The organism is Laedolimicola intestinihominis (assembly GCF_040096155.1).
Classification (GTDB): Bacteria; Bacillota; Clostridia; order Lachnospirales; family Lachnospiraceae; genus Laedolimicola; species Laedolimicola intestinihominis.
The window spans coordinates 89,549-113,962 of record NZ_JBBMFE010000002.1 but is presented as its reverse complement, the minus strand read 5'-3'; the positions used below and the strand labels follow the sequence as shown (position 1 = coordinate 113,962).

Annotated in this window: 19 protein-coding genes and 1 tRNA gene; 13 read left to right on the top strand and 7 right to left on the bottom strand. The window is 51.5% G+C overall.

Annotation, left to right across the window (positions count from 1 at the left end; genetic code table 11):
• Nucleotides 1-18: 18 nt before the first annotated feature.
• Nucleotides 19-1,137 carry a sporulation integral membrane protein YtvI gene (gene ytvI, locus WMO29_RS02890; protein ID WP_178038867.1) on the top strand — a complete coding sequence of 373 codons (1,119 nt, stop codon included), beginning with the start codon at nt 19-21 and terminating at the stop codon, nt 1,135-1,137.
• Between the two features lie 31 nt (nt 1,138-1,168).
• Here ytvI and WMO29_RS02885 read toward each other — a convergent pair whose 3' ends face one another.
• From WMO29_RS02885 to WMO29_RS02875, 3 genes are read right to left on the bottom strand one after another with little or no spacing between them, the layout of a single operon-like run.
• Nucleotides 1,169-1,681 (bottom strand): DUF4364 family protein, encoded by a 513-nt coding sequence (locus WMO29_RS02885; RefSeq protein WP_349163685.1) that lies wholly within the window; start codon nt 1,679-1,681, stop codon nt 1,169-1,171.
• Nucleotides 1,682-1,710: 29 nt separating this feature from the next.
• On the bottom strand, nt 1,711-2,628 hold the full coding sequence (gene mnmL / locus WMO29_RS02880; protein WP_349163684.1) for a tRNA modification radical SAM protein MnmL/YtqA: 918 nt from the start codon (nt 2,626-2,628) through the stop codon (nt 1,711-1,713).
• 59 nt (nt 2,629-2,687) lie between these two features.
• Nucleotides 2,688-3,026, bottom strand: a complete 339-nt coding sequence (locus WMO29_RS02875; protein ID WP_349163683.1) for a sporulation initiation factor Spo0A C-terminal domain-containing protein — start codon at nt 3,024-3,026, stop codon at nt 2,688-2,690.
• A gap of 199 nt (nt 3,027-3,225) precedes the next feature.
• Here WMO29_RS02875 and WMO29_RS02870 point away from each other — a divergent pair, with 199 nt between their 5' ends.
• Entirely contained in the window at nt 3,226-4,695 is a 1,470-nt protein-coding gene (locus WMO29_RS02870; protein WP_349163682.1) for a hypothetical protein, read from the top strand.
• 63 nt (nt 4,696-4,758) lie between these two features.
• On the opposite strand, the gene WMO29_RS02865 is transcribed toward WMO29_RS02870, so the two are convergent.
• Nucleotides 4,759-5,115, bottom strand: coding sequence for a sporulation initiation factor Spo0A C-terminal domain-containing protein (locus WMO29_RS02865; protein ID WP_178038862.1), 357 nt, complete (start codon nt 5,113-5,115; stop codon nt 4,759-4,761).
• 308 nt (nt 5,116-5,423) lie between these two features.
• Here WMO29_RS02865 and glyA point away from each other — a divergent pair, with 308 nt between their 5' ends.
• From glyA to WMO29_RS02840, 5 genes are all read left to right on the top strand, one after another.
• Nucleotides 5,424-6,665: a serine hydroxymethyltransferase gene (glyA, locus tag WMO29_RS02860; RefSeq protein WP_349163681.1), complete on the top strand. Its 1,242-nt coding sequence runs from the start codon at nt 5,424-5,426 to the stop codon at nt 6,663-6,665.
• Between the two features lie 192 nt (nt 6,666-6,857).
• Entirely contained in the window at nt 6,858-7,586 is a 729-nt protein-coding gene (locus WMO29_RS02855) for an ABC transporter ATP-binding protein (protein WP_349163680.1), read from the top strand.
• Nucleotides 7,587-7,591: 5 nt separating this feature from the next.
• Nucleotides 7,592-9,418 (top strand): COG1361 S-layer family protein, encoded by a 1,827-nt coding sequence (locus tag WMO29_RS02850; RefSeq protein WP_349163679.1) that lies wholly within the window; start codon nt 7,592-7,594, stop codon nt 9,416-9,418.
• A gap of 3 nt (nt 9,419-9,421) precedes the next feature.
• Nucleotides 9,422-10,825: an ABC transporter permease gene (locus tag WMO29_RS02845; RefSeq protein WP_349163678.1), complete on the top strand. Its 1,404-nt coding sequence runs from the start codon at nt 9,422-9,424 to the stop codon at nt 10,823-10,825.
• Between the two features lie 45 nt (nt 10,826-10,870).
• Entirely contained in the window at nt 10,871-12,160 is a 1,290-nt protein-coding gene (locus WMO29_RS02840; protein ID WP_349163677.1) for an N-acetylmuramoyl-L-alanine amidase family protein, read from the top strand.
• Between the two features lie 208 nt (nt 12,161-12,368).
• On the opposite strand, the gene WMO29_RS02835 is transcribed toward WMO29_RS02840, so the two are convergent.
• The gene (locus WMO29_RS02835; RefSeq protein ID WP_349163676.1) at nt 12,369-13,205 is read right to left on the bottom strand and encodes an amidohydrolase family protein; all 837 of its coding nucleotides are present in this window, start codon (nt 13,203-13,205) and stop codon (nt 12,369-12,371) included.
• Between the two features lie 208 nt (nt 13,206-13,413).
• Nucleotides 13,414-13,486: transfer RNA gene (locus WMO29_RS02830), tRNA-Gly, on the bottom strand.
• A gap of 218 nt (nt 13,487-13,704) precedes the next feature.
• Between WMO29_RS02830 and thyA the strand changes: the two genes are divergently transcribed.
• From thyA to WMO29_RS02800, 6 genes are all read left to right on the top strand, one after another.
• Entirely contained in the window at nt 13,705-14,553 is an 849-nt protein-coding gene (gene thyA, locus WMO29_RS02825; RefSeq protein ID WP_349163675.1) for a thymidylate synthase, read from the top strand.
• A gap of 82 nt (nt 14,554-14,635) precedes the next feature.
• Nucleotides 14,636-15,127, top strand: coding sequence for a dihydrofolate reductase (locus WMO29_RS02820; RefSeq protein ID WP_178038854.1), 492 nt, complete (start codon nt 14,636-14,638; stop codon nt 15,125-15,127).
• Between the two features lie 187 nt (nt 15,128-15,314).
• On the top strand, nt 15,315-16,340 hold the full coding sequence (locus WMO29_RS02815; RefSeq protein ID WP_349163674.1) for a branched-chain amino acid aminotransferase: 1,026 nt from the start codon (nt 15,315-15,317) through the stop codon (nt 16,338-16,340).
• Between the two features lie 288 nt (nt 16,341-16,628).
• Entirely contained in the window at nt 16,629-17,846 is a 1,218-nt protein-coding gene (locus WMO29_RS02810; RefSeq protein ID WP_349163673.1) for an FtsW/RodA/SpoVE family cell cycle protein, read from the top strand.
• Nucleotides 17,843-18,901: a flavodoxin-dependent (E)-4-hydroxy-3-methylbut-2-enyl-diphosphate synthase gene (ispG, locus tag WMO29_RS02805; protein ID WP_178038853.1), complete on the top strand. Its 1,059-nt coding sequence runs from the start codon at nt 17,843-17,845 to the stop codon at nt 18,899-18,901. Before WMO29_RS02810 ends, ispG begins: the two co-directional genes overlap by 4 nt.
• 12 nt (nt 18,902-18,913) lie before the next feature.
• Entirely contained in the window at nt 18,914-23,437 is a 4,524-nt protein-coding gene (locus WMO29_RS02800; RefSeq protein ID WP_349163672.1) for a PolC-type DNA polymerase III, read from the top strand.
• Nucleotides 23,438-23,703: 266 nt separating this feature from the next.
• Here WMO29_RS02800 and WMO29_RS02795 read toward each other — a convergent pair whose 3' ends face one another.
• Complete coding sequence (locus tag WMO29_RS02795; RefSeq protein ID WP_349163671.1) at nt 23,704-24,282, bottom strand: TetR/AcrR family transcriptional regulator C-terminal domain-containing protein; 579 nt, start codon at nt 24,280-24,282, stop codon at nt 23,704-23,706.
• Nucleotides 24,283-24,414: the final 132 nt, after the last annotated feature.

The following is a 24,414-nucleotide window of genomic DNA, read 5'->3' as shown; positions in this document are numbered from 1 at the left end:
TGAAAAGAGGTTAAACATATGGACAGAAAGTACTTGAGAAATGTGGTAAACATTGTACTGTTTCTTATGGGGGTGGTGCTGGTCTGTCTTCTGGTTCCACGGTTTCTGATCTTTTTCATGCCCTTTGTGGTGGGATGGGTTATCGCGTTGATCGCGAATCCTCTGGTACGGTTCATGGAAAAACGTCTGAAAATCGTGCGGAAACACAGTTCCATGGTGATTATCATCGGAACCATTGCGTTGATTGTACTGGGCGGCTACGGTCTGATTGCCTGGCTGGCCCGTGAGATCTACGGCTTTATCGGAATCCTGCCGGATCTCTATGAATCACTGCTGGGCGATCTGGAGATTACCGGCGCCAACCTGGCCGGATTGTCTGAGAAGATACCGCCGGAGCTGGTGGAAAAGCTGGCCACGACGGTCAACAGCCTGACCGAATCCCTGGGGAATGTGATCAGTACCATCGGCGGGCCGACAGTGACCGCTGCAGGTAATATCGCAAAGAATATCCCCAATATTCTGGTAAATGTGATCTTTACGATCCTGTCCGCCTATTTCTTTATCGCAGAGCGGGACAAAATCATCCAGTGGGGGCGGGAGCACACGCCGGAGGAGCTGCGCTCCAAATGGCACTTCATCGCAGGCAGATTCCGCAGCGCGGTAGGCGGTTATTTCAAAGCCCAGTTTAAAATCATGGGCGTGGTGGCTGTGATTCTGCTGGTGGGATTCTTTGTACTGCATATCAAATACGCGATTCTCTGGGCCATTCTGGTTGCGCTACTGGATTTCCTCCCATTTTTTGGAACCGGAACTGTATTGATTCCATGGGCAGTCTTAAAGGTCTTAAGCGGCAGTTACAAGTTTGCGGTGGGGCTTATCATCATTTATCTGGTAAGTCAGCTGGTGCGTCAGGTGATTCAGCCGAAGATTGTGGGCGACACCATTGGACTGAATCCGCTGTCCACCATGGTATTTATGTACATCGGTTATAAAGTCGGCGGAATTATCGCGATGATTATCGCAGTTCCCATCGGACTGATTGTGGTCAATCTCTACGAGGCAGGAGCCTTTGACGATATTATCAAAGATGTGAAAGAACTGGCCGAAGGCCTGAACGAATACAGAAAAGGAGAGTAGGCGAAAGCCTGCTCTCCTTATTTTCAGGGAGTTACAGAAGATTTTGCATCAGATACGCGTACATCTGCTGGCTTTTGGTGCTCCAGTGGGCGCAGATGGATTCGGCCTGTTCCTTTGTTGGCACAGTGAGGGTCAGATCGATGATAGCAGAGCCTTTTTCCAGAACCCGGCAGCGGGCGGCATATTCGCCATTTCCGGTGGGGTAATAATCAGCCGGAACAGAGAGCTCATTGCGCAGCTCATAATTGTGTTCTTTCAGATAATCCGCAATCTCTTCCTGTATCTGGGAAGAGATTTTTTTGCCAAAAAATTCCAACGTTTTACGTCCCTCATCGGTGATGGAATAGAGAGAAGTATTGCGGACGGTCTTCATATGGATAAAATGCGCTTCCACCAGCTCGGACAGGGCAGTCTGCACGGTGAAATAATCAGTATATTCCTTGTCCAGCATAAATTCGGAAAGCTGTCCGTTGCTCATGGGAAAGCTTACCTTGTCCAGAATATGGAGAAGAATCAATTTGTATAAGGTCAAAGTGTCTGACATGGCAGTCCGCCGTCCTTTCTTTTGAAATGTCAGGGTGTATAAAGCCGTCCCTGATAAGTATCCCGGTTTTTGAGCTCCCTGTGAATCGTATTCAGCACCTGCCGCTTGGCCTGACTCCAGAGGGGCGCGATAAGCAAATCCTTCGGTCCGTCGCCGGTCAGACGGTGAATCACCAGATCCGGGCGGGAGATCTCCAGGCAGCGGATGACCAGATCCACATATTCATCCAGGGTCAGTACGTGAAAGCCGGCATCCTTATAATAAGCGGCCAGATCCGTGTCCTTTAGAATGTGAAGAAGCTGCAGTTTAATTCCGTCTGCGCCGGATGTATTGATATAACGCACCGTATCCAGAATCATGTCCGGCGTCTCGCCGGGCAGTCCCAGGATGGCGTGTACGACGGTTTCGACGCCGATGGCCTTCAGATGATCCATGGCTTCGTCAAAGACAGGAAGCGGGTAACCGCGCCGGATAAGGGATGCGGTCTCCTCGTGAATAGTCTGCAGTCCAAGCTCCACCCAGACCGGTTTTATCTGATTCAGCTCATAGAGCAGTTCCAGCACGTCCGGTCCCAGACAGTCCGGGCGGGTGGCGACAGAGAGTACAGCCACATCCGGGTGGGTGATGGCCTCTGTGAAAATCATCCGCAGATGTTCTATGGGAGCGTAGGTGTTGGTGTAAGCCTGAAAATAGGCAATGTAGCGCTGTACCGGGCGTTTCCCGGCCAGGCGCTTTTTCGCGTCCTCGATCTGCTCCGTTATCGAAAGGGCAGGGCTGGAAGCAAAATCCCCGGAACCACCGGCGCTGCAGAAGATGCAGCCTCTGGTTCCCAGGGTCCCGTCCCGGTTGGGACAGGTACAGCCGCCGTTCAGGGACAGCTTATAGATTTTCTCTCCAAAGCGCTCCTGAAGGGCAGTGTTCAGGGAACGGAAGCGGTTCTGCGGCATGAAAAAGTCTCCTTACAATAGTAGTTAAGTAATAGTATAACTTTTTCTCCCGCAGCCTGTCAAGAAAGCCGGGCGAGATAGTCGGCAAAGGCGGCAATGCATTCGCGGGGATAGGGCTGTGCATTTTTCCAGAGCGGATAGACGCCGAGGGTCCGGAACACTTCAAAATTCTGATGACGGAAAATCACGTCCCTGGCCGTGCGGATATCCCGCTCGACGCTGGGGCAACTGACATGATATTTTGCCGCCACAGGGAGATAAATATCACGGCGGAGATTTTGAAGTCGCGTCAGATCCTCTGAAGCCAGAAGAACTGCGTCAGCGAAATAAGCGTATCCAAGATACTGCGCGCGGAGGCCTGCCAGCTGAAGCAGAGAGTATAATGCAGATTGTCTCACGAAAATTCCTCCTTTGTAAGAGTAAATGTAACGATTCTGATACGGAACAGTTATGAGTAAATATTAAAAAATACGATTGGAAAAGGAAAAAACAGACAAAAAATCAGGAATTGCTATTTGGAGAGAGATGTTATATAATAAATTATCTATGTGAAAAAAGAACAGAAAGTAAAAATAGAAACAGGAGGAAGAAACAGATATGAACGAGTATCAGGAGACTTACGAAAAAGAAATCAGCCTGATGGACCTTATGTTTTACTGCCTGAAAAAATGGCGTTGGATCGTAGCTTCCATGCTGATTCTGGCAGTGCTGGCCGGCGGTTATAAGTACCAGGCTACCGTGAAGGGGAACGCACTGAAGAAAGAAGCAGAGGCGCTGGGAGATGATAAAAAGGAAGAAACCCAGGAAAAAGGCGTCATTACCAATCCCAATGTGGAATATGGCCAGTTGGCTGTAGACAATACGCAGCAGACGCTGGAAACCATGAAGGAATACATTGACAGTTCTGTTGTGATGGGGCTGGACGCTTATCATCTGAATACGGGAATTTTAAGCTACTATATCAATACCGATGGAATGAGCGAGTCTGAGCGCGTGAATCTGCTGGCGGTCTATAAGACCTTCACAGAGGATGGAAGACTGGCTGACGCGCTGCTTCAGGCAGACGACAGTATTGAAAAATCAGAGCTGCAGTATCTGATCAGCTTTAACGTGGAGTCGTTCAATACGATGCAGACTGCTTCCGATAAGACGTCTGTAGTATATGTGACAGGCGACACGCAGAATGAGTCGACAATTTTCCGGGTTCAGATTGGGGCAGACACAGCGGAAAGATGTGAGGCCTATACAGAAGCTGCGGAAGCGGCGTTTCGCGCATATGCCCGGGAGGTGCAGGGAAAGATGGGAGCCCATTCTCTGGAGCTGCTTTCTTCTTCCCGGACGGAATGTGTAAATCAGAGTGTACAGGATTATCAGACCGGTATTCTGAATACATACAGCACGCTGTATTCGCAGTTTAAGTCTATGCAGACCGATTTGAAAAATGTGAAAAATGACGAGGGCGAAACCATTGTGGTAGGCGAAGAAGTAGTCTATGACAATCCGGTCAGCGGAGCAGTCAAGTACGCTGTTGTGGGTCTGGTACTGGGAGCGTTCCTGGCAGCCTTTGTCCTGGTGGTTCTGTATCTGATGAGCGGAAAACTGGAAGGAATTGACGACTTCCGGGAAGAATTTGATATGCCGCTTCTGGGTCAGGTTACCAAAAAGAATGGCAAAAAGCGTCTGTTCAGCTTTATCGACAGCTGGCTGGTACATTTACAGGAAGGCGCGTATGCGGATATTACCTACGAGGAGCAGGTAAAGATTGTGGCGTCCAATCTGAAGGCGGCAGCCAGAGATACGGGTGTGAAGAAAATCATGCTTGCGGGAACCATTGCGAAGGAAGAAGCGGAAGCCTTTCGGGCAGAGCTTGTCCGGGAGCTGGGCGATCTTACCCTTTCATCCTATGAGCGCATCGTTTTCCAGGCAGCTGCGCTGGAGGAACTGAATGAATACGAGGGAATCCTGTTTGTGGAGAAACAGGGAGTATCCTACAGTAAAATGATAAAAAAGGAGCGTGCGCTGGCGGCAGACAGAGACGTCAGAATCCTTGGCACAGTGATTTTGTAAAAACATAGAAAGAGCCCGGCGGCCTGAAAGGCTGCCGGGCTTTTTCTGCTCTTCCCGGTATAGCTACTGTGCCATCGGGAGTGTTTCTTTCCTGTGAAGCAGGTACTCGCAGAAGATGGCAATCAGATCCTTCGGATAGGGCGTTCTGTCGGACCAGACCGGACTGCCGGTCATTCGGACGAGAAGCTGATGGCCGCCATTCCTCATCATCACATCGCGGATGGTTCGAATGTCCCGCTCCACACTGGTTACAGTGGTGGCATATTCAAAGGCTACGGTGACATAGATAGCCTTCTGAATATACTGGAGACGGGTGGGATCCTGAACAGCAAGTTCCACAGCGCGGATAAAATAACGGTATCCGCAGTAGTGGCTAAACACACCGGCCGAGTTCAGCAGAATCTGGATTGTTTGTTTCATTGATAAAACTCCCCTCATAGAAAAATAGAACAAACAGTTTACGCGAGATATTTATTTCAGAAAATGATGACGAATAAGGACAGAAAGTTCGATGAGAAAGCAGAAATCCGACAAGAAACGACAAAGATAGACATAAAGTTATCTGACTTCAGAATCTGGGTTTACAAATATACGAACTATAATATTTTGCAAAAAAATACTTGCTTTTTTCGGTCTGCTTTCATATAATAAAGCAAACAAAAAAGACAAATGTGCGCCAGAGAAAGACACTCACAGTCGAAGCGCCGTAAAACGAGGAGGATCTTACAATGTATTCATTGGATGAAGTGAAGGCAGTGGACAAGGAAGTAGCGGCAGCCATCGAGGCAGAGATGGCCCGTCAGAACAGCCATATTGAGCTGATTGCATCGGAAAACTGGGTATCCAAAGCGGTCATGGCCGCCATGGGAAGCCCCCTGACCAATAAATATGCAGAAGGATATCCGGGAAAACGTTATTACGGCGGCTGCGAATGCGTGGACGAGGTGGAGGAGCTGGCACGTGAGCGGGCGAAGAAGCTCTTCGGCTGCGAGTATGTGAACGTACAGCCCCATTCCGGCGCGCAGGCCAATATGGCAGTACAGTTCGCCATGCTGAAGCCGGGCGATACCATCATGGGACAGAATCTGGCCCATGGCGGACACCTGACACACGGAAGCCCCGCGAACTTCTCCGGAACCTATTTTAACGTGGTTCCGTACGGAGTCAACGACGATGGTGTGCTGGATTACGATGAAATCTTGCGTATCGCGAAGGAGTGCAAGCCGAAGATGATTATCGCCGGAGCCAGCGCTTACGCCAGAACCATTGATTTCAAGCGGTTCCGTGAGATTGCCGACGAGGTGGGTGCTTACCTGATGGTGGATATGGCGCACATCGCCGGACTGGTGGCGGCAGGCGTGCATCCGAGCCCGATTCCTTACGCCCATGTGACGACGACCACCACCCACAAGACCCTCAGAGGACCCAGAGGCGGCATGATTCTCTCCGACGCGGCGACCGCGAAGCAGTTCAACTTCAACAAGGCTGTCTTCCCGGGCACCCAGGGCGGTCCGCTGATGCATGTGATTGCGGCCAAGGCAGTCTGCTTCCAGGAGGCGCTGCAGCCGGAATACAAGGAATACCAGAAGCAGATTGTAAAGAACGCCCAGGCGCTCTGCAAGGGACTGATGGACCGCGGCATCAAGATCGTGTCCGGCGGTACCGACAATCACCTGATGCTGATAGACCTGACGCCCTTTGACCTGACCGGTAAAGAGGTGGAGCATCTGCTGGACGCGGCCAATATCACCGCAAACAAAAACACCATTCCCAACGACCCGAAATCGGCCTTCGTCACCAGCGGCGTCCGCATCGGAACTCCGGCGGTTACGGCAAGAGGACTGAAAGAAGAGGATATGGAGACCATCGCGGAGGCGGCAGCCCTGATGATCAAGGAGGGCGAGAGCGCCACTGAGAAGGCGAAAGCGCTGGTAAAGAGCCTGACAGACAAGTATCCGCTGGATATGTAAAAAGAATAGAAAATAGTGTGTGCCCCCGGAACCGGACAGCGGTTTTCGGGGGTTTTTGACGGCCCGGATTTAGGCAAATTAAGAATTAATTAAATAGTTTTTCGTATATCTCTGTGCTATACTGAACATATATAACACTAGATATGGCAGCCGGCGGGAAAATAGCCGGGCTGCGCGCACAGGAGAGAGAGCATGGCGCAGAAAAGAGAACCTGTGATTCAGGTAAAGAATCTGTACAAGATCTACCGGGTCGGCGAGAACAAGGTACGGGCGCTGAACGGTGTGGATTTGACGATTTACCGCGGGGAGTTCTGTTCTATCGTGGGAACCTCCGGTTCCGGTAAATCGACGATGCTGAACATGCTGGCAGGACTGGAGAAGCCCACCAAGGGCGAGATTGTCATAGCAGGACAGCATCTGGAGAAAATGAATGAGAACCAGCTGGTAAAGTTCCGGCGGGAGCATGTGGGCTTTATTTTTCAGTCCTTTAATCTGCTGGGAACCATGGACGCGGTGGAAAATGTGGCGCTGCCGTTGATGTTCCGTGGGATTCCGAAGAAGGAACGGATGGCGAAGGCAGATAAAATGCTGGATCTGGTAGGACTGTCCAAGCACAAGGATCATCGTCCCAACGAGATGTCGGGCGGTCAGCAGCAGCGTGTGGGCGTGGCCAGGGCGCTGGTACTGGATCCGGAGATTATCTTTGCGGATGAGCCTACGGGAAATCTGGACTCGAACACTTCGGCAGAGGTTATGCGGTTGATGCAGAAGGTAGTTCGGGAGCGGAATCAGACCTTGGTCATGGTAACCCATGACAACCATCTGGCCAGCTTCGCGGATCGGATTTTTCATATTATTGATGGTAAGATTGTGAAGATAGAAGACAACCGAAATAAATCAGAGCAGATAGAGGGGGAATAAGGAAAATGAAGAATAAGTGGATGAAAAAAGTACTGGTGCTGATGATGTGCGGCGCGCTGGCAGTTCCGGCAGCGGGAATGGCGCAGCCCATGGTAGCGCAGGCGACAGAAGGGACTCCGGCGGTGCAGACAGCGGGAGGACAGTCCGGCTCGGGAACAGGTGCAGAATCAGGAAATGGAAAAACAGCCACGGAAAATCTGGCAGATGCCAAGAAAAATGCCCTGGATCAGCTGGAAGACTATTATGACACCCTGAAAACATCTGTTCCGGATGATAAAAAGAGTGATTTCGAAAAAGCAAAAAATGACGCTAGGACAGTCATCGAGAATATGCGTACCAGTGAACAGGTGACGGCATATCTGACCAAGGCGACTGCAAAGCTTGACACCTTTGTGCCCTCGCAGGATGCGGGCAGTAATGCAGGTAACGATACCCCCGACACCACCCCCACCACAACCAACAACAATATCATGGTAGGTGGCAACTGGGTGACTCCGGTGGCCAATGCAGGCCAGCAGGTAAACGTGGTGCTTCCGGTAGTCAATATGGGACGTACCCGTGTCAAAAATGTGGTAGTGACCCCGGTCATCAGTGAGGATGCAGCCAAATGGCCCTTTGAGATCGAGACCTCCAATTACAGTCAGACCATCGACCGTCTGCCGGGAACCGATGACGGTGGTTCCGACATGGACAGACGCCGGGAGCTGACCTGGACCCTGCGGACCAGAAAGGACGCCCCCAGCGGCTATATGCCCATTTCCTTTAACGTAACCTTTGAAAATGATGATAAGAGCCTGAGTAACGTAACTCTGACTTCTTATGTGAAAGTAGTGGGAACCACAGGAATCTCAGCGGACGGCAAGTCCTCTACGCCCCGTGTTATTGTAACCGGATTTTCCACCAATCCGGAGACCGTACACGCAGGTGACACCTTCACGCTGACTCTGCATATGCAGAACACCTCCAAGGCTACCGCGGTAAAGAATATGGTATTTGATATCCAGGCAGCCAGCGAGAGCACCGATACTACCTATGTGGCGGCTTCCTTCCTGCCCACCGCAGGATCCAGCACCGTGTTCGTGGACAAGATTGCGGCAGGCGCAAACAAGGACATCAGCATTGAGCTGGAGGCCCGTTCCGACCTGGCTCAGAAGCCTTACGTCATCAATGTAAAGATGAATTATGAGGACGAGAGCGTCAATGCTTATGAGAATACTGCCAGCGTATCCATTCCGGTGCGCCAGGAGGCACGGATTGACACCAGCAGCATTGAGGTGACGCCCCAGTCCATCGAGGTGGGCGGAGAGGCCAACGTATCCTTCAGCCTCTATAATATCGGCAAAACCAAGCTTTACAATGCTTCTGTAAAATTCCAGGCAGATTCCGTCACCGGCGGCGATACCTATCTGGGCAATGTCGATCCGGGCGCAACCGGTTCCGTGGACGCGTATCTGAGCGGCGCGGCAGCCACCACAGACGATGGCAAGGTGAAAATTCTCATTACCTTTGAGGACGAGTCCGGAGAAAAAACAACCGTCGAGAAAGAGATGGAGCTCTATGTGACGGAAATGATGAATAATGATGATGGAATGGTGGACGATGGAATGATGGACGACGGCAGCCAGTCCCAGGGCGGTTTTAAGATCTGGTATGTCCTGGTTCCGCTGGTGCTTATACTTGCGGCCGTTGTGGCAGTTATCGTCATTCGTAAGAAAAAGGCAAAGAAAGCGGCAGCTCTTCTGGACGCAGAGGACCTGGACGGCCTGGAGGAAGTGGATCTGGGCGAGGACACAGAAGGCACTGACGACGCAGACGATACAGAAAAGGAGTAATCCATGAGTTTTAGCGATTTGCTCAAAATGAGTCTGAGCAGCCTTTGGAGGCGGAAGCTCAGAACAGTTCTGACGGTGCTGGGTGTAGTTGTGGGAACGGCTTCGATTATGGTTATGATCTCTTTGGGACTGGGACTCAGTAAGTCCAATATGGAACAGATCGAGCAGTACGGAGGCCTGACCACGATTACGGTATACCCCAATGAAAACGGCGGCGGAATGTATTACAGCGACAGCGGCATGGTGGCGTCGTCGATGGAAGGGGGAGCTTCGGGCTCCGGCAGTAATGAACCCATTCGCATCAACGACGCGATGATTACGACCCTGTCCCAGCTGGAACACGTGGAGATAGCATCCCCGGTGCTTTCCACATCGGCCATTGCCAAGTATGGAAAATGGGAAGCTTACATTAATATTCAGGGTATGAGCAAAGAAGCTCTGCAAAAACTGAATCTGGATTTGACGGATGGAAGCGAGCTCCCGTTGTCGGATTCTGAGCTGAAATTCTTATACGGCAATACGGTAATTACAGACTTCTATGACGCAAAGACGAATCAGTATTACTGGGATACGGGCCAGCTGGCAGACATTGATTATATGAAGGATCCGCTGTTTATCATTTTCGATACAGACGCTTATTGGAATAGCAAGAATGGCGGTACGGACGAGAACGGAGCTCCGGTGGCAGCGCCGAAGAAGTATCTGATTCCGGCCTGCGGCGTGATGGCGGGTACGGAAAATGACTATACGGAGAATTCCAACAGCGTACTCTGTGATGTGGAAGCGCTGAAAATGCAGCTGAAAAAGATTTATAAGGGAAAGGTCATTCCGGGCCAGCCCACCACCAAGTCCGGCAAGCCCTATAAGGAGCTCTATTACGATTCTGCCTATATCCGTGTGGACGATATGAAGAATGTCAAGGCTGTGCAGCAGGAGATACAGAATCTGGGACTGCAGGCAAACAGCAATGCGGAATGGATGGAGCAGGTACAGCAGAGCTCCCGTTCCATTCAGGCGACCCTGGGCGGTATCGGCGCCGTATCCCTGTTCGTGGCGGCGATCGGTATCGCGAACACTATGATGATGTCCATCTATGAGCGTACCAAGGAAATCGGCGTTATGAAGGTGCTGGGCTGCGATATGGCGGCTATCCGGAATATGTTTCTGGCAGAGGCCGGCTTCATCGGCCTGATCGGCGGAGTAGTGGGAATCATGCTCAGCTATATCATTTCGGCGGTCATTAATTTTGTGGTGAGGGAGAGCTATTATTCCAACATCTCCTATATTCCTCCATACCTGACCCTGCTGGCGCTTGTTTTTGCGGTGGTGATCGGTATGCTGGCAGGATTGTTCCCGGCACTTCGGGCTATGCGCTTAAGTCCGCTGGCGGCGATTCGAAATGAGTAACAGGTAGGCCTGAAAACAGGAACCAGACAAAAACGGTAAGATATTATGAAAAAGAACAGTAAAAGAAGACGGAAAAAGGCGTTACTCCGGCTGCAATATGTTCTGACCGGGGCGGCGGTGCTCTGCGTGGCAGTCATCGCCCTGCTTCTGGTATATTCCATGCAAGACAATGAAATCAGCGGACCTGGCAGTGATGCCGGGTCTGCTCTTTTGGCGTCCGGGGGAAATGTGTTTGTGGCAGCAGGAGAGGATGCGGCATCCGCAAGTGATGAGAAAGAATTGGAAGAAAATGGAAGCGCTGAGACAGAGGGAACAGAAAAGGAAGACGACGATGCGCAGTCAAATGAGACAGGGCTTTTGAGTCCGGAAGAACTGGCTGCGGAACCCGGGGTTCCCCGTATCCGCATCGTCCTCGATCCCGGTCACGGCGGTCCGGGAATCACCGACGAGCAGGAGCTGGGCGCGAAATACCGTGATACCTTCGAAAAGGATCTGACGCTGAAAATCGCGCAGGCGGCAGGCGCGGAGCTGTCCGCCTACGGCAATGTGGAAGTTCTGTATACGCGGGAGACAGACAAAGCCCTGACCCTGAAACAGCGGGCGGCCTACGCAAAATCCGTAGGCGCGGACTATCTGATTAGTCTGCATCTGAATGCCTCAGAGGAACACAATTTCTTCGGATCCGAAGTATTCACCTCAGCTTTCGGAAGCTACTACGCTTGGGGAAAGGGTGTCGGCGATCAGGTGCTGAGCCGGCTGGTCGGCGACGGCTTCGTATCCAAAGGGGTGAAGACACGGCTTGGAAGCAAAGGGGCAGATTACTATGGAATCATCCGGGAAAGCAAGGCGCTTAGGATTCCGGCTATCATCATCGAGCACGGTTACATGGATCAGGATGACGACTGGGCACGCATGAATACCGATGAAAAGCTGGCAGAGCTCGGCAAATGTGACGCTGCCGGAATCGCCGCGTTCTTTGGCCTGCAGAAGGGGAAAAATCTGCCGGAGCTGCCCGCCGCCGATACTACGGAGCCGGTATCCTCTCCGGTGCGTCCCGACACCACCGATCCGGTCAACGTTTACTACACACTGACCCGCCAGGACACGGCGAATGCCCAGATCACTCTCCACGCCGAAGACCCCGACAGCCGCGTCATGTATTATGATTACAGTACGGACGCAGGGGGCACCTGGTCCGAACTGTATCTGTGGCCGGAAGGAACCGGCGATGATATTACCTTTATGATCTCTGTGACGGAAGCCGAGGAGGAGAAGCTACTTATAAGGGCGTATAATACCTATGAATTGAGGACGGAAGCTTATAAAAGTGAATAAAGACGGACGAAGCGAGAGAAATCCCCTTTCACCGGGAACGCATTGTTTTCCTGCTTCCGTTCGCGCGGCTTATTCGCGCCTGACCGCCAAACTCGGCCCTAAAGGACCTCAGACAGTGGCTCCTTCAGGCGCTGCCAGCGCAAATGGAAGCGGCGGAAAACAAGCTAAACCCGGTGAAAGGGGATTTCTCTCGCTTCTGTGTATCGAATTAAGATTCTTTGAGTCCGAGTAGCTTTGCCCCATTCTTATAGAGAATTTTCTCCAGCTCTTCCTCTGTGAATCCAATCCGTTTGATGTACTCCACATCCTCCTTCTGCCCGCTCCAGGGGGAGTCGGTGGCAAAGAGGATTTTGTCGGTGCCATGGTGGCGGCTCATGCGCAGAATCTGCTCTGGCAGGGCCAGGCGCAGGATATAAGCCAGATCCATGTAGTAGCTGCCGCCCACCAGAAGCTGCTCGGACTCATTTTCCATATCGTGTCCGCCCAGGTGGGCCAGGATCAGTTTGGAGGTGTCGCCTTTGTCGCCCGGGAAGACATCCTCCAGCATGTGGTGCAGGCGGGCCGGGGTGGCGTTTACCTGGCGCGGGAAACCCAGATCCCGGCCACAGTGGATGGAGATCAGCAGTCCCAGCTCTGTGGCGTAGCCGATGATGCGCTCATAGCGGATATCATCAATGTAGGTGTTCTGATAGGTGGGATGGAGCTTGATGCCCTTGAGACCCATGTCGCGGATAGCACGGAGCTCGCCTTTATAGTCCGGGGAGTCCGGGTGGATACCGCCGAAGCTGATGATAGAAAGGCCGTCTTCGTCCGGCTCTTCGTGGGTGATGGAGCAGGCGAATTCGTTGATATGGCGAAACTGAGAGGGCTTTGTGACGATGGGGAGCACCACGGAATGGGTGACGCCTGCCTCTTTCATGGAATGACGCAGGTCTTCCAGTGTTCCGTCTGTATAAGCCACTACCCGGCCCACCTGCTCCAGATTGCAGACTGCCCGGTGTGCCACGGTATTGGGAAATATATGTGCATGGAAATCAATGATCATGGTGAGGGTCCTCCTGTATATCAGTAAAATTTAATATCCGTATTTTGAGGGTAAAAAAATTTTCTAAAAACTTACATAGTTTAGTATAGGAGATTTTATTTTATTTTTCAAGGGCAGAGCAGGAGCAGGGGAGATTTGGGCTATGTATGGATTTTGATGATTCAGATCAAAAAAGGAATTCTGACTTTTCAGAATTCCTTTTGATGAGAGCGATAGACGGGGCTCGAACCCGCGGTCTCGACCTTGGCAAGGTCGCGCGTTACCAACTACGCCACTATCGCATCAGTTGTGTCGGCTGCTGTTCATCAGCGACATGTTGTATCTTACAGGATTTTGTTTCATTTGTCAACAGGTTTTTCAAAAAAAATCAAAAAAATTTTCGATAGGGTGCAAACCCTTGTAAACAGGCCGATTATTTCCTATAATAGAAAACAATGAAAAGGGATTACGATTCAGAAAGCGTAATACCTGATGAGAGCGACAGGGAGGAAGATACCGCATGAGTTATGCAGATCAGATATTTAAAGAGATGTGCCGGGACATCATCGAGAACGGCACCAGCACCGAGGGGGAGAAGGTGCGTCCTAAATGGGAGGACGGAACTTCTGCCTATACGATTAAGAAGTTTGGCGTGGTGAACCGTTATGATTTGTCGAAGGGGTTTCCGGCGCTGACGCTTCGAAGGACGGGGCTTAAAAGCTGTATGGACGAGATCCTCTGGATTTACCAGAAGAAGTCCAACAACATCCACGACCTGAACAGTCATATCTGGGACGAGTGGGCCGATGAGACCGGATCCATCGGCAAGGCCTATGGTTACCAGATCGGCGTGAAGAGTCATTACAAGGAGGGCGATATGGATCAGATGGATCGGGTGCTTTTCGATCTGAAGCAGAATCCCTACAGCCGTCGGATTATGACGAATACTTATGTATTTTCGGATTTGAGTGAGATGCATCTGTACCCCTGCGCTTACGGCGTTACCTATAATGTGACCAAGCGGCCGGGCGAGGAGAAGCTGGTACTCAATATGGTGCTGAACCAGCGCTCCCAGGACGTGCTGGCGGCCAATAACTGGAATGTGTGCCAGTACGCCATTCTGCTGATGATGGTGGCGCAGGTCTGCGACATGGTGCCGGGCGAGCTGCTGCATGTGATTGCGGACGCGCATATCTATGACCGCCATGTGGATATCATTAAGGAGCTAATCACAAGACCGGAGCATCCGGCGCCGAAGGTATGGCTGAACCCGGAGGTGAAGGATTTCTACGCGTTTACCACGGATGATCTGCATGTGGAAGGGTATGAGACAGAGCCGCAGATTAAGGATATTCCGATCGCAGTGTAAGGAATTTTCTAAAAAAATACCTGCGACTGTTGTGTACAAGAGAGTATTTTATGTAAAAATATGTAAAAGGAGACGTTGATTTATGAATTTAATCGTTGCCGTAGATAAAAACTGGGCCATCGGCTACCAGAACAAGCTGCTGGTCAGCATCCCGGAGGACATGAAGTTCTTCCGCACCACCACCACCGGAAAAGTGGTTGTCATGGGCCGCAAGACCCTGGAGACCTTCCCGAACGGTCTTCCCTTAAAGAACCGCACAAACATCGTGCTGACCCGGAATCCGGAATACAAAGTGAAGGGCGCAGAGGTGGTTCACACGGTAGAAGAGGCGCTGGAGCTTATCAGCGAGTACCCGCCGGAGGATGTATATGTCATCGGCGGTGATACCATTTACAGGCAGTTCCTTCCCTACTGCGATGTGGCCCATGTGACCCACATCGATCATGAATACATGGCTGACGCCTGGTTCCCGAACCTGGAGGAGGATCCGGAGTGGGAGCTGACCGGTGAGAGCGACGAGAAGACCTATTTCGACCTGGAGTTCACCTTCTGTAAATACGAACGAAAAAAATAGGAAATTTCACACTTTTTCTCATTGCAGTATCAAAGAAACTGATCTATAATATAAAAAATTAAAGTTCAGTACGGGTAAGACCGCGGCAGCCTTAGTGTAAATACAGGCATACGGCTGGAGTGAATTTTCAGGAATCCCCAAAGGAAAATCAGAAAATTACTGAATGAGTGTAAGGAGGAGCTTTGACATGGAAAAGAAAAATTTAGACTGGTCAAATATCGGTTTTGGTTACGTACAGACAGATAAGCGTTACGTATCCAACTTTAAGGATGGCGCATGGGATGAGGGCGGTCTCACCGATGACGCAAATGTAGTCCTGAATGAGTGTGCAGGCGTTCTGCAGTACGCACAGACGGTGTTTGAGGGTATGAAGGCATACACCACAGAGCAGGGCAAGACGGTTATCTTCCGTCCGGACCTGAACGCAGAGCGTATGGTTCAGTCTGCAAAGCGTCTGGAGATGCCGGTATTCCCGGAGGATCGTTTTGTAGACGCAGTTGTACAGACAGTAAAGGCAAATGAAGCCTATGTACCGCCTTACGGAACAGGCGCAACCCTGTATATCCGTCCGTATATGTTCGGAACCAACCCGGTTATCGGCGTAAAGCCGGCTGACGAGTATCAGTTCCGTGTATTTGGTACTCCGGTAGGACCGTACTTCAAGGGCGGCGTAAAGCCCCTTACCATCAAGGTATCTGATTTTGACCGTGCGGCGCCCCATGGATCAGGCCACATCAAGGCAGGTCTGAACTATGCCATGAGTATGCACGCTATCGTAACCGCGCATCAGGAGGGCTTCGATGAGAACCTGTATCTGGATGCGGCGACCAGAACCAACGTAGAGGAGACAGGCGGAGCAAACTTCCTGTTTGTAACGAAGGATGGCAAGCTGGTAACTCCGAAGTCCAACAGCATTCTTCCGTCCATCACGCGCCGTTCTCTGGTATACGTAGCAAAAGAGTACCTGGGAATGGAAGTAGAGGAGAGAACCGTGCCGTTCGCAGAGGTAAAGGAGTTTGCGGAGTGCGGACTTTGCGGAACAGCAGCCGTAATTTCTCCGGTAGGAAAGATCGTAGATCACGGCAACGAGATCTGCTTCTCCAGCGGCATGACCGACATGGGACCGGTTACCAAGAAGCTGTATGACACCCTGACAGGTATCCAGATGGGCCGCATCGAGGCTCCGAAGGGCTGGATCAAGGTCGTAGAGTAATTTTTAAACAAGACGGCACTTTACGTTACATAAGAGACGGGATAAGGAGACTTGTCCTGTCTCTTGTTATGTAATAGGAGATTCCAACGGAATTTTCTATTACATAACAAAGCCCTTCGGGCAGGATCGCACTGCGGCGGAGTGGAATTGTGTCGCTGAGGCGACCCGCCGTAGGCGAAGAATCCTGCTTTGCAGGATTCTTCTTTGACGGATATCCGTTTTCAGCTTGCAAGAGGGATGGGAAGAAAGTATAATAAAAAGTAAACGAGTTTCAAAAAGGAGTGCCAGATGGCGAAAAAAAAGAAAAAGAGAAGAGTTCTCTCTTATCTGTTCAGTTATGATATGAACCTGATCGTGGCCGTCTTATTTTTGATCGTCTTCGGTCTGGTGATGATATACAGTGCCAGCTATTATACGGCCAGTATGAGTGACGCGTTCAACCATGATCCCACCTTTCTGTTGATGAGTCAGCTGAAATACAGCATCCTGGGCATTGTGGTGATGCTGTTTGTCGCCAATGTGGATTATCATTTCTGGAAGCATTTTGCGATGTTGGGGTTTCTGGCTTCGATTGTGCTCATTTTGCTTTTGAAGGTGCCGGGACTGGGCGTCACTGTAAAGGGCGCGACCCGATGGATCCGTATCCCGGGTCTTGGTCAGTTCCAGGTGGCGGAGCCGGTCAAGGTGGCGATGATTTTATTTTCCGCGACGTTGATAGGCAATTATTCCGGCAGGCTGGATAATATGAAGAACTTTATCACGGTTCTGATTCCGACGGCTGTGGTGTCTGTAATGATCCTGAAAATCAGCAACAATATGAGTACGGCTACCATCGTATTGGGCATCAGTTTCCTGATGGCCTTTATGGTATATCCGAAGTACTGGCCCTTTGTGCTGATGGGCGGAGCGGGAGCCACGGGAGTCGGAGCGCTGATTTTCTATCTGAAGCAAAAGCTGGCTTCCGGAGATGTGGGCAGTGGAAACGGTGGTTTTCGTGGCGCCCGTATCCTGGCGTGGCTGGATCCTTATTCTTATGAGTCGGACAAGGCCTATCAGTCCCTGCAGGCGCTGTACGCTATCGGTTCCGGCGGGCTCTTTGGAAAGGGGCTGGGAAATAGTATCCAGAAGCTGGGCCGTATTCCGGAGCCTTATAACGATATGATTTTTTCCATTATCTGTGAGGAGCTTGGCGTTTTTGGCGCGGGGCTGATTATCCTGATGTTTATCTACCTGCTATATCAGCTTTACAGTGTGGCACAGGAGGCGGAGGATACCTTCGGGCGTCTGCTGGCCATCGGGGTCTTTTCTCATGTGGCCCTGCAGGTCGTGTTGAATCTGATGGTAGTCACCAGCCTGTTTCCGACCACGGGCGTTACCCTGCCCTTCTTCAGTTACGGAGGAACGGCGTCGGTATTCCTGCTATTTGAGATTGGCATGGTGTTAAATGTAGAGAAGCAGAGTCGTTTCAAAAAGGAAAAAGAATTGCGGGAGGCAAGAATGGGATGAGAGAACATACAAAAGTAATTAAAATTGGCGGCCGGGTCATCGGAGGGGGCAATCCGATCCTGATTCAGTCCATGACGAACACAAAGACAGAGAATGTGCAGGCGACGGTGGCGCAGATTCAGGCCCTGACAGCGGCAGGCTGCGACATTATCCGCTGCGCGGTTCCAACCATGGAGGCAGCGGAGGCGCTGACTGAGATTAAGAAGCAGATTACGATTCCGCTGGTGGCAGATATTCATTTTGATTATAAGCTGGCACTGGCGGCCATCAAGCACGGCGCGGACAAGATTCGTATCAATCCGGGCAACATCGGAAGCAGGGAACGTGTACAGGCCGTAGTAGACGCTGCGAAAGAGCGCAGTATCCCCATCCGCGTAGGCGTCAACAGCGGTTCCCTGGAGAAAGAGCTGGTAGAAAAATATCACGGCGTCACCGCAGAGGGTATCGTGGAGAGCGCCCTGGATAAGGTACACCTCATCGAAGACATGGGCTATGACAATCTGGTTATCAGCATCAAGTCCTCCGACGTGATGATGTGCGCCAGGGCCCATGAACTGATTGCCGCAAAGACCGATTATCCCCTCCATGTGGGAATCACCGAGTCCGGCACCCTGTATTCCGGCAATATCAAGTCCGCCGTGGGACTGGGTATCATCCTGTACCAGGGCATCGGCGACACGATCCGTGTATCCCTGACCGGTGATCCGCTGGAGGAGATCCGCTCCGCAAAACGTATCCTGAAGACGCTGGGGCTCCGCAAAGGCGGCATTGAGGTCGTATCATGTCCTACCTGCGGAAGAACCCAGATTGACCTCATCGGCCTGGCCAACCAGGTAGAGCGCATGGTAGAAGATATTCCGCTGGATGACATCAAGGTGGCAGTCATGGGCTGTGTGGTCAACGGACCGGGCGAGGCCAAGGAGGCCGACATCGGAATCGCGGGCGGCAAGGGCACCGGTATGCTGATTAAGAAGGGCGAAATCGTACAGCGAATGCCGGAGAGCGAGCTTCTGGGCGCGCTGCGCGAGGAGCTGTTACACTGGAACGAGAACTAGGGAGAACTGTCAATGGTAAAAATGTTCGCAGAGGTATTTCCGCCCCTGCATGTGGAAAAAGGTCTGTCAGACCTTCTGGAGCAGGTGCAGGTGGAAAAGGTCACTTCTAACCGGGCAAAAAATTTCATAAGAGTATATCTTGTGAGCGGAAAGCTGATCCATAAGGAGCAGCTTTTTCAGCTTGAAAAGACTTTAAAAAGGCAGTTGTTTGGCAACGCTGACATTACGGTAAAGATCCTGGAGCGCTACGAGCTGTCGGGACAGTACAACCCGGAGACCCTGATGGGGCTCTATAAGGACAGTATTCTTTTTGAGTTGCGTAATTACAGCATGCTGGAGTACAACCTGTTTCGGAGCGCGAAAATCAGCTTCCTGGAGAGTAATGTCCTGAAAATGGAACTTACGAAAACCACCCTGGGCGAGGACGCAGCCGATGAACTTATCCGCATCTTGTATAAGATTTTCACGGAACGATGTGGATTGGATGTGAAAATCCGGGTGGAGTTTGTGGATAAAAAGGAAGAAAAGAAGAGGCGCAGCGGCCGGGCGGACGTGGAGAAGCAGGCGGAGGCGCTGAACGCGGCCATGTGGGCGGCCAAGCAGGCAGCGGACGCGGCGGAGAGCGCGGAAAATGCGGAAAGCGCGGATGGCAAAATCGCGGCAGCAGGCGGCGCGGGAAGCCCCGACAGGGCAAAGGTCGAGAAGAAGACGGCGGCCAAAGCGGACGGCGGTAAAAAGAACTTCGGCAATTTCGGCAAGAGCGAGTACGCATATGGTAAGACTCTGCGTTCCGGCGGAGGCTTCCGAAGCAGGGGTGCCGGCAATAATCCGGATGTACTGTATGGTCGGGATTTTGATGACAGCGAGATTACAGATCTGGTGCAGGTCATTGGGGAAATGGGCGAGGTGGTCATCCATGGCCAGGTCACCGGCTGGGATGAACGGGAGATCCGCGGCGAGAAAACCATTGTAACCATTACAGTGACGGATTATACCGATACCATCCGCATTAAGATCTTTGAGAAAAACGACGAGATGGAAGCCTTCCGGGAGAAGGTAAAACAGGGATCTTTTATCAAGCTGAAGGGTCTGACTGCCATGGATCGCTTCGATAATGAGCTGACCATCAGCTCTGTGACAGGCATCAAGAAATCCTCAGATTTCCGGACGCCCCGTACAGATAATAGCGAGCTGAAGCGCGTGGAGCTTCATTGTCACACGAAAATGAGCGATATGGACGGCGTCTCGGATGTAAAGAGCATCATTAAGCGTGCCAAGTCCTGGGGCCATACAGCCATCGCAGTGACGGACCATGGCGTGGTACAGGCCTATCCGGACGCCAGCCACAGCCTGGAAAAGGGCGATAATTTCAAGGTGATCTACGGCGTGGAGGGCTATCTGGTGGACGACCTGAAGGATATTGTCACCGACGCAGCCGGACAGAGCCTGGATGATACCTATGTGGTATTCGATATCGAGACGACAGGATTCTCCGCAGAAAACGACCGGATCATCGAGATTGGGGCTGTGCGGGTGGAAAAGGGCGAAATCTCTGACAAGTTCAGTGTATTCGTAAATCCGCAGCTTCCGATTCCCTTCGAGATTGAGAAGCTGACCGGCATCAGTGATGAAATGGTTATGAACGAGCCTGCCATCGAGGAAATTTTGCCGCAGTTTCTGGATTTCTGCAAGGGCGCGGTCATGGTGGCTCATAACGCCGGCTTTGATATGAGCTTTATCCGAAAGAACAGCGAACGACAGGGGCTGCCCTGTGAATTTACAGTAGTAGATACAGTGGCGCTGGCGAGAATTTTACTGCCTCAGCTGAACCGTTATAAGCTGGATAATGTGGCGAAGGCATTGAATGTATCCCTGGAAAATCATCACCGGGCCGTGGACGATGCGGGCTGTACCGCTGAAATCTTCGTGAAGTTTGTGCAAATGCTGAAGGAACGGGATATCTTCGACCTGAACGGCGTCAACCAGATGAGTATCCTGGACGCGGACGCCATTAAGAAGCTGCCATCCCACCACGTCATCATTCTGGCGAAAAATGAGATTGGCCGGGTGAATCTGTACCGCATGGTTTCCTGGTCCCACCTGGACTATTTCGCCCGTGTGCCCAGAATTCCGAAAAGCGTGCTTCAGAAGCATCGGGAGGGCCTTATCGTGGGTTCTGCCTGCGAGGCCGGAGAGCTGTACCAGGCACTGGTACGGTCTGCCCCCGACGTGGAGATCGCGAGACTGGTGAATTTCTATGATTATCTGGAAATCCAGCCTCTGGGAAATAACGAGTTTATGCTGCGGGGAGAGCGTCCCACCTTTGAGTCTAAGGATGATTTGATTCGTCTGAATAAAAAGATTGTGTCCCTGGGCGAGCAGTTCCACAAGCCTGTGGTGGCCACCTGCGACGTGCATTTCCTGAATCCGGAGGATGAGGTCTACCGCCGTATCATCATGGCCGGAAAGGGCTTCAAGGACGCGGACGACCAGGCTCCCCTGTACCTGCGTACCACCGAGGAAATGCTGGCAGAATTTGAATATCTCGGAAGTGATAAAGCAGAAGAGGTAGTTATAACTAACACGAACAAGATCGCGGACATGATTGAACGGATTTCCCCGGTGCGCCCGGATAAGTGTCCGCCGGTTATCGAAAATTCCGATCAGACTCTGCGTGATATCTGCTATGAAAAGGCACATTCCATCTATGGCGAAGAACTGCCCCAGGTGGTAACGGAGCGATTGGAGAAGGAGTTGCATTCGATTATTTCCAATGGCTTCGCGGTTATGTATATCATTGCCCAGAAGCTGGTGTGGAAATCCAATGCGGACGGCTATCTGGTAGGATCCCGAGGATCTGTAGGTTCCTCCTTCGTAGCCACCATGGCAGGAATCACCGAGGTCAACCCGCTTCCGCCCCATTATTACTGCCCGGCCTGTCATTACAGTGATTTCGAGTCGGAAGAGGTGCGCAAATACGCGGGTGCGGCCGGCTGCGATATGCCGGACAAGAACTGTCCGGTCTGCGGCGGTCCCCTGAAGAAAGAAGGCTTCGATATTCCGTTCGAGACCTTCCTGGGATTTAAGGGCGACAAGGAACCGGATATCGACCTGAACTTCTCCGGCGATTATCAGTCCAAGGCCCATAAGTATACGGAGGTCATTTTCGGTACAGGACAGACCTTCCGTGCAGGGACCATCGGAACCCTGGCGGATAAGACTGCTTTCGGTTATGTGAAAAATTATTACGAGGAGCGGGGGCAGCACAAGCGAAACTGTGAGATCGACCGGATCGTCCAGGGCTGCGTGGGTGTGCGCCGTTCGACGGGTCAGCACCCGGGCGGTATCGTCGTATTGCCCCACGGCGAGGAAATTCATTCCTTTACGCCGATCCAGCACCCGGCCAATGATATGACCACGGACATTATCACCACCCATTTTGACTACCACTCCATCGACCACAACCTGTTGAAGCTGGATATTCTGGGACACGATGATCCGACCATGATTCGTATGCTGGAGGACCTGACCGGCCTGGACGCGAAAACGATTCCCCTGGACGACCAGGGCGTCATGTCCCTGTTCAAGAATACAGAGGCTCTCGGCATCAGGCCGGAGGATATCGACGGCTGTCCTCTGGGGTGTCTTGGAATCCCCGAGTTCGGCACCGACTTCGTAATCCAGATGGTGTGTGACGCCAAGCCCCAGTCCTTCTCGGACCTGATCCGAATCTCCGGACTGTCCCACGGTACCGATGTGTGGCTGAACAACGCCCAGCGCTTCATCAAAGAGGGAAAAGCTACCATTTCCACAGCTATTTGTACCCGAGACGATATCATGCTGTATCTGATACATCAGGGCGTGGAGCCAAGCCTGTCATTTACCATTATGGAAAGTGTGCGAAAGGGAAAAGGACTGAAGCCTGAATGGATAGACGCCATGAAGGCGGAAGGTGTGGAGGACTGGTATATCGAGTCCTGTAAAATGATCAAGTACATGTTCCCGAAGGCCCATGCAGCGGCCTACGTTATGATGGCCTGGCGAATTGCTTACTGCAAAATCAACTATCCGCTGGCCTACTACGCGGCCTACTTCAGTATCCGAGCGTCCGCCTTCAGCTATGAGCTCATGTGCCAGGGCAAGGAGCGGCTGGCTTACTATATGGCCGACTACAAGCGCCGCAGCGATTCTCTGTCCAAAAAGGAGCAGGACAGTATGAAGGACATGCACATCGTACAGGAGATGTACGCCAGAGGCTTCGAATTCTGGCCCATCGACATCTATAAGGCGAAGGCCCACCATTTCCAGATCATCGACGGCAAGTTGATGCCCGCCTTAAGTACCATCGAGGGCCTGGGCGACAAAGCAGCCGACCAGCTGGAAGCCGCCGCCAAAGACGGCCCCTTCCTGTCTAGGGACGACCTGCGGACACGAAGCAAGCTGTCAAAGACCGTCATCGACTTCATGGGCGACCTGGGGCTGCTCGGCGACCTGCCGGAGTCCAATCAGCTGTCCTTATTTGACTATGTATCCTAATAGAAAAACGTACGGAAAACAAGACGGTATCCCTTTCGCGGAGACGCATTGATTTCCTGTGTATAGATGACGATAATATAAATAAAAAATAGTGAAACAAAATAGAATATGGAAAAACGTAGAACCCAAAACAACCGATATCCTAAATCGCAGGATAACTTAACCGTCCTGTAACGTCAGGAAAGAGAGTGTGCCTTGCTTGATCGGAGGTTAGCTTGATTTCCCGAGCAAGCAAGGCACACTCTCTTTCCGTCCGTTATTATGTTTTACATCCTGTGCCCCCGCGCCTGCACCAGCGCCGTCAGCGACACATGAAACGTCGTAATCATATCTTCAATAAACTCATCTTCCGAGGAAATCTTCCGAAGCAGCACCCGGATAATCATCCCCGTCATACCGCTGGTATAAAAAGAAGTCAGGTACTCCCGATAAGCGTCGTCCAACGTAAGTCCAATCTCCGACTCGGTTTTTTGAATCACCATACGGATGGGAGCGGCAAAATCATCATAGAGAAAATTGCGGAGCTCATCATGACCAAGCTCTGTGATAACGCAGGTCAGAAGCTGCCGGTTCTGCTTAATATAACTCAGAGCGAAGCGGATTACCTTCTCCGGATCAGACGTTAATTCATTGCTGTCCACCACCGACAGCAGATCCTGTTCCAGCATCCAGCGCAGCAACGAATAAATATCTTCAAAATGATAGTAAAACGTCTTGCGGTTATACCCACAGTTTTCCACGATCTCCGTGACCGTAATTTTCGAAAACGACTTTTTCGTCAGAAGCTGCTTCAGCGAATCCACCAGCGCCTGCTTCGTAGCCTGACTTTGCATCTCATGTTTCATAAATCCACCATCCATCCTGCGTCATTCATCTTAGTGTACTGAATTTTCAGGTCTGAATCAAGCAAAAACGCGAAGTTTATAAAAAGTTCATCATTTTTCATAACAAAAATAGGAGATAAACACCAAAATAGT

Excerpts from the sequence above, each read along its gene's own strand:
- WMO29_RS02840 (WP_349163677.1), top strand. The coding sequence starts at position 10,871 with ATGAAAAAGAACAGTAAAAGAAGACGGAAAAAGGCGTTACTCCGGCTG.
- ispG (WP_178038853.1), top strand. The coding sequence starts at position 17,843 with ATGAGAGAACATACAAAAGTAATTAAAATTGGCGGCCGGGTCATCGGA.
- WMO29_RS02865 (WP_178038862.1), bottom strand. The coding sequence starts at position 5,115 with ATGAAACAAACAATCCAGATTCTGCTGAACTCGGCCGGTGTGTTTAGC.
- WMO29_RS02845 (WP_349163678.1), top strand. The coding sequence starts at position 9,422 with ATGAGTTTTAGCGATTTGCTCAAAATGAGTCTGAGCAGCCTTTGGAGG.
- WMO29_RS02800 (WP_349163672.1), top strand. The coding sequence starts at position 18,914 with ATGGTAAAAATGTTCGCAGAGGTATTTCCGCCCCTGCATGTGGAAAAA.
- WMO29_RS02810 (WP_349163673.1), top strand. The coding sequence starts at position 16,629 with ATGGCGAAAAAAAAGAAAAAGAGAAGAGTTCTCTCTTATCTGTTCAGT.
- WMO29_RS02835 (WP_349163676.1), bottom strand. The coding sequence starts at position 13,205 with ATGATCATTGATTTCCATGCACATATATTTCCCAATACCGTGGCACAC.
- WMO29_RS02820 (WP_178038854.1), top strand. The coding sequence starts at position 14,636 with ATGAATTTAATCGTTGCCGTAGATAAAAACTGGGCCATCGGCTACCAG.
- ytvI (WP_178038867.1), top strand. The coding sequence starts at position 19 with ATGGACAGAAAGTACTTGAGAAATGTGGTAAACATTGTACTGTTTCTT.
- WMO29_RS02855 (WP_349163680.1), top strand. The coding sequence starts at position 6,858 with ATGGCGCAGAAAAGAGAACCTGTGATTCAGGTAAAGAATCTGTACAAG.
- WMO29_RS02870 (WP_349163682.1), top strand. The coding sequence starts at position 3,226 with ATGAACGAGTATCAGGAGACTTACGAAAAAGAAATCAGCCTGATGGAC.
- WMO29_RS02850 (WP_349163679.1), top strand. The coding sequence starts at position 7,592 with ATGAAGAATAAGTGGATGAAAAAAGTACTGGTGCTGATGATGTGCGGC.
- mnmL (WP_349163684.1), bottom strand. The coding sequence starts at position 2,628 with ATGCCGCAGAACCGCTTCCGTTCCCTGAACACTGCCCTTCAGGAGCGC.
- thyA (WP_349163675.1), top strand. The coding sequence starts at position 13,705 with ATGAGTTATGCAGATCAGATATTTAAAGAGATGTGCCGGGACATCATC.
- WMO29_RS02795 (WP_349163671.1), bottom strand. The coding sequence starts at position 24,282 with ATGAAACATGAGATGCAAAGTCAGGCTACGAAGCAGGCGCTGGTGGAT.
- WMO29_RS02885 (WP_349163685.1), bottom strand. The coding sequence starts at position 1,681 with ATGTCAGACACTTTGACCTTATACAAATTGATTCTTCTCCATATTCTG.
- WMO29_RS02815 (WP_349163674.1), top strand. The coding sequence starts at position 15,315 with ATGGAAAAGAAAAATTTAGACTGGTCAAATATCGGTTTTGGTTACGTA.
- glyA (WP_349163681.1), top strand. The coding sequence starts at position 5,424 with ATGTATTCATTGGATGAAGTGAAGGCAGTGGACAAGGAAGTAGCGGCA.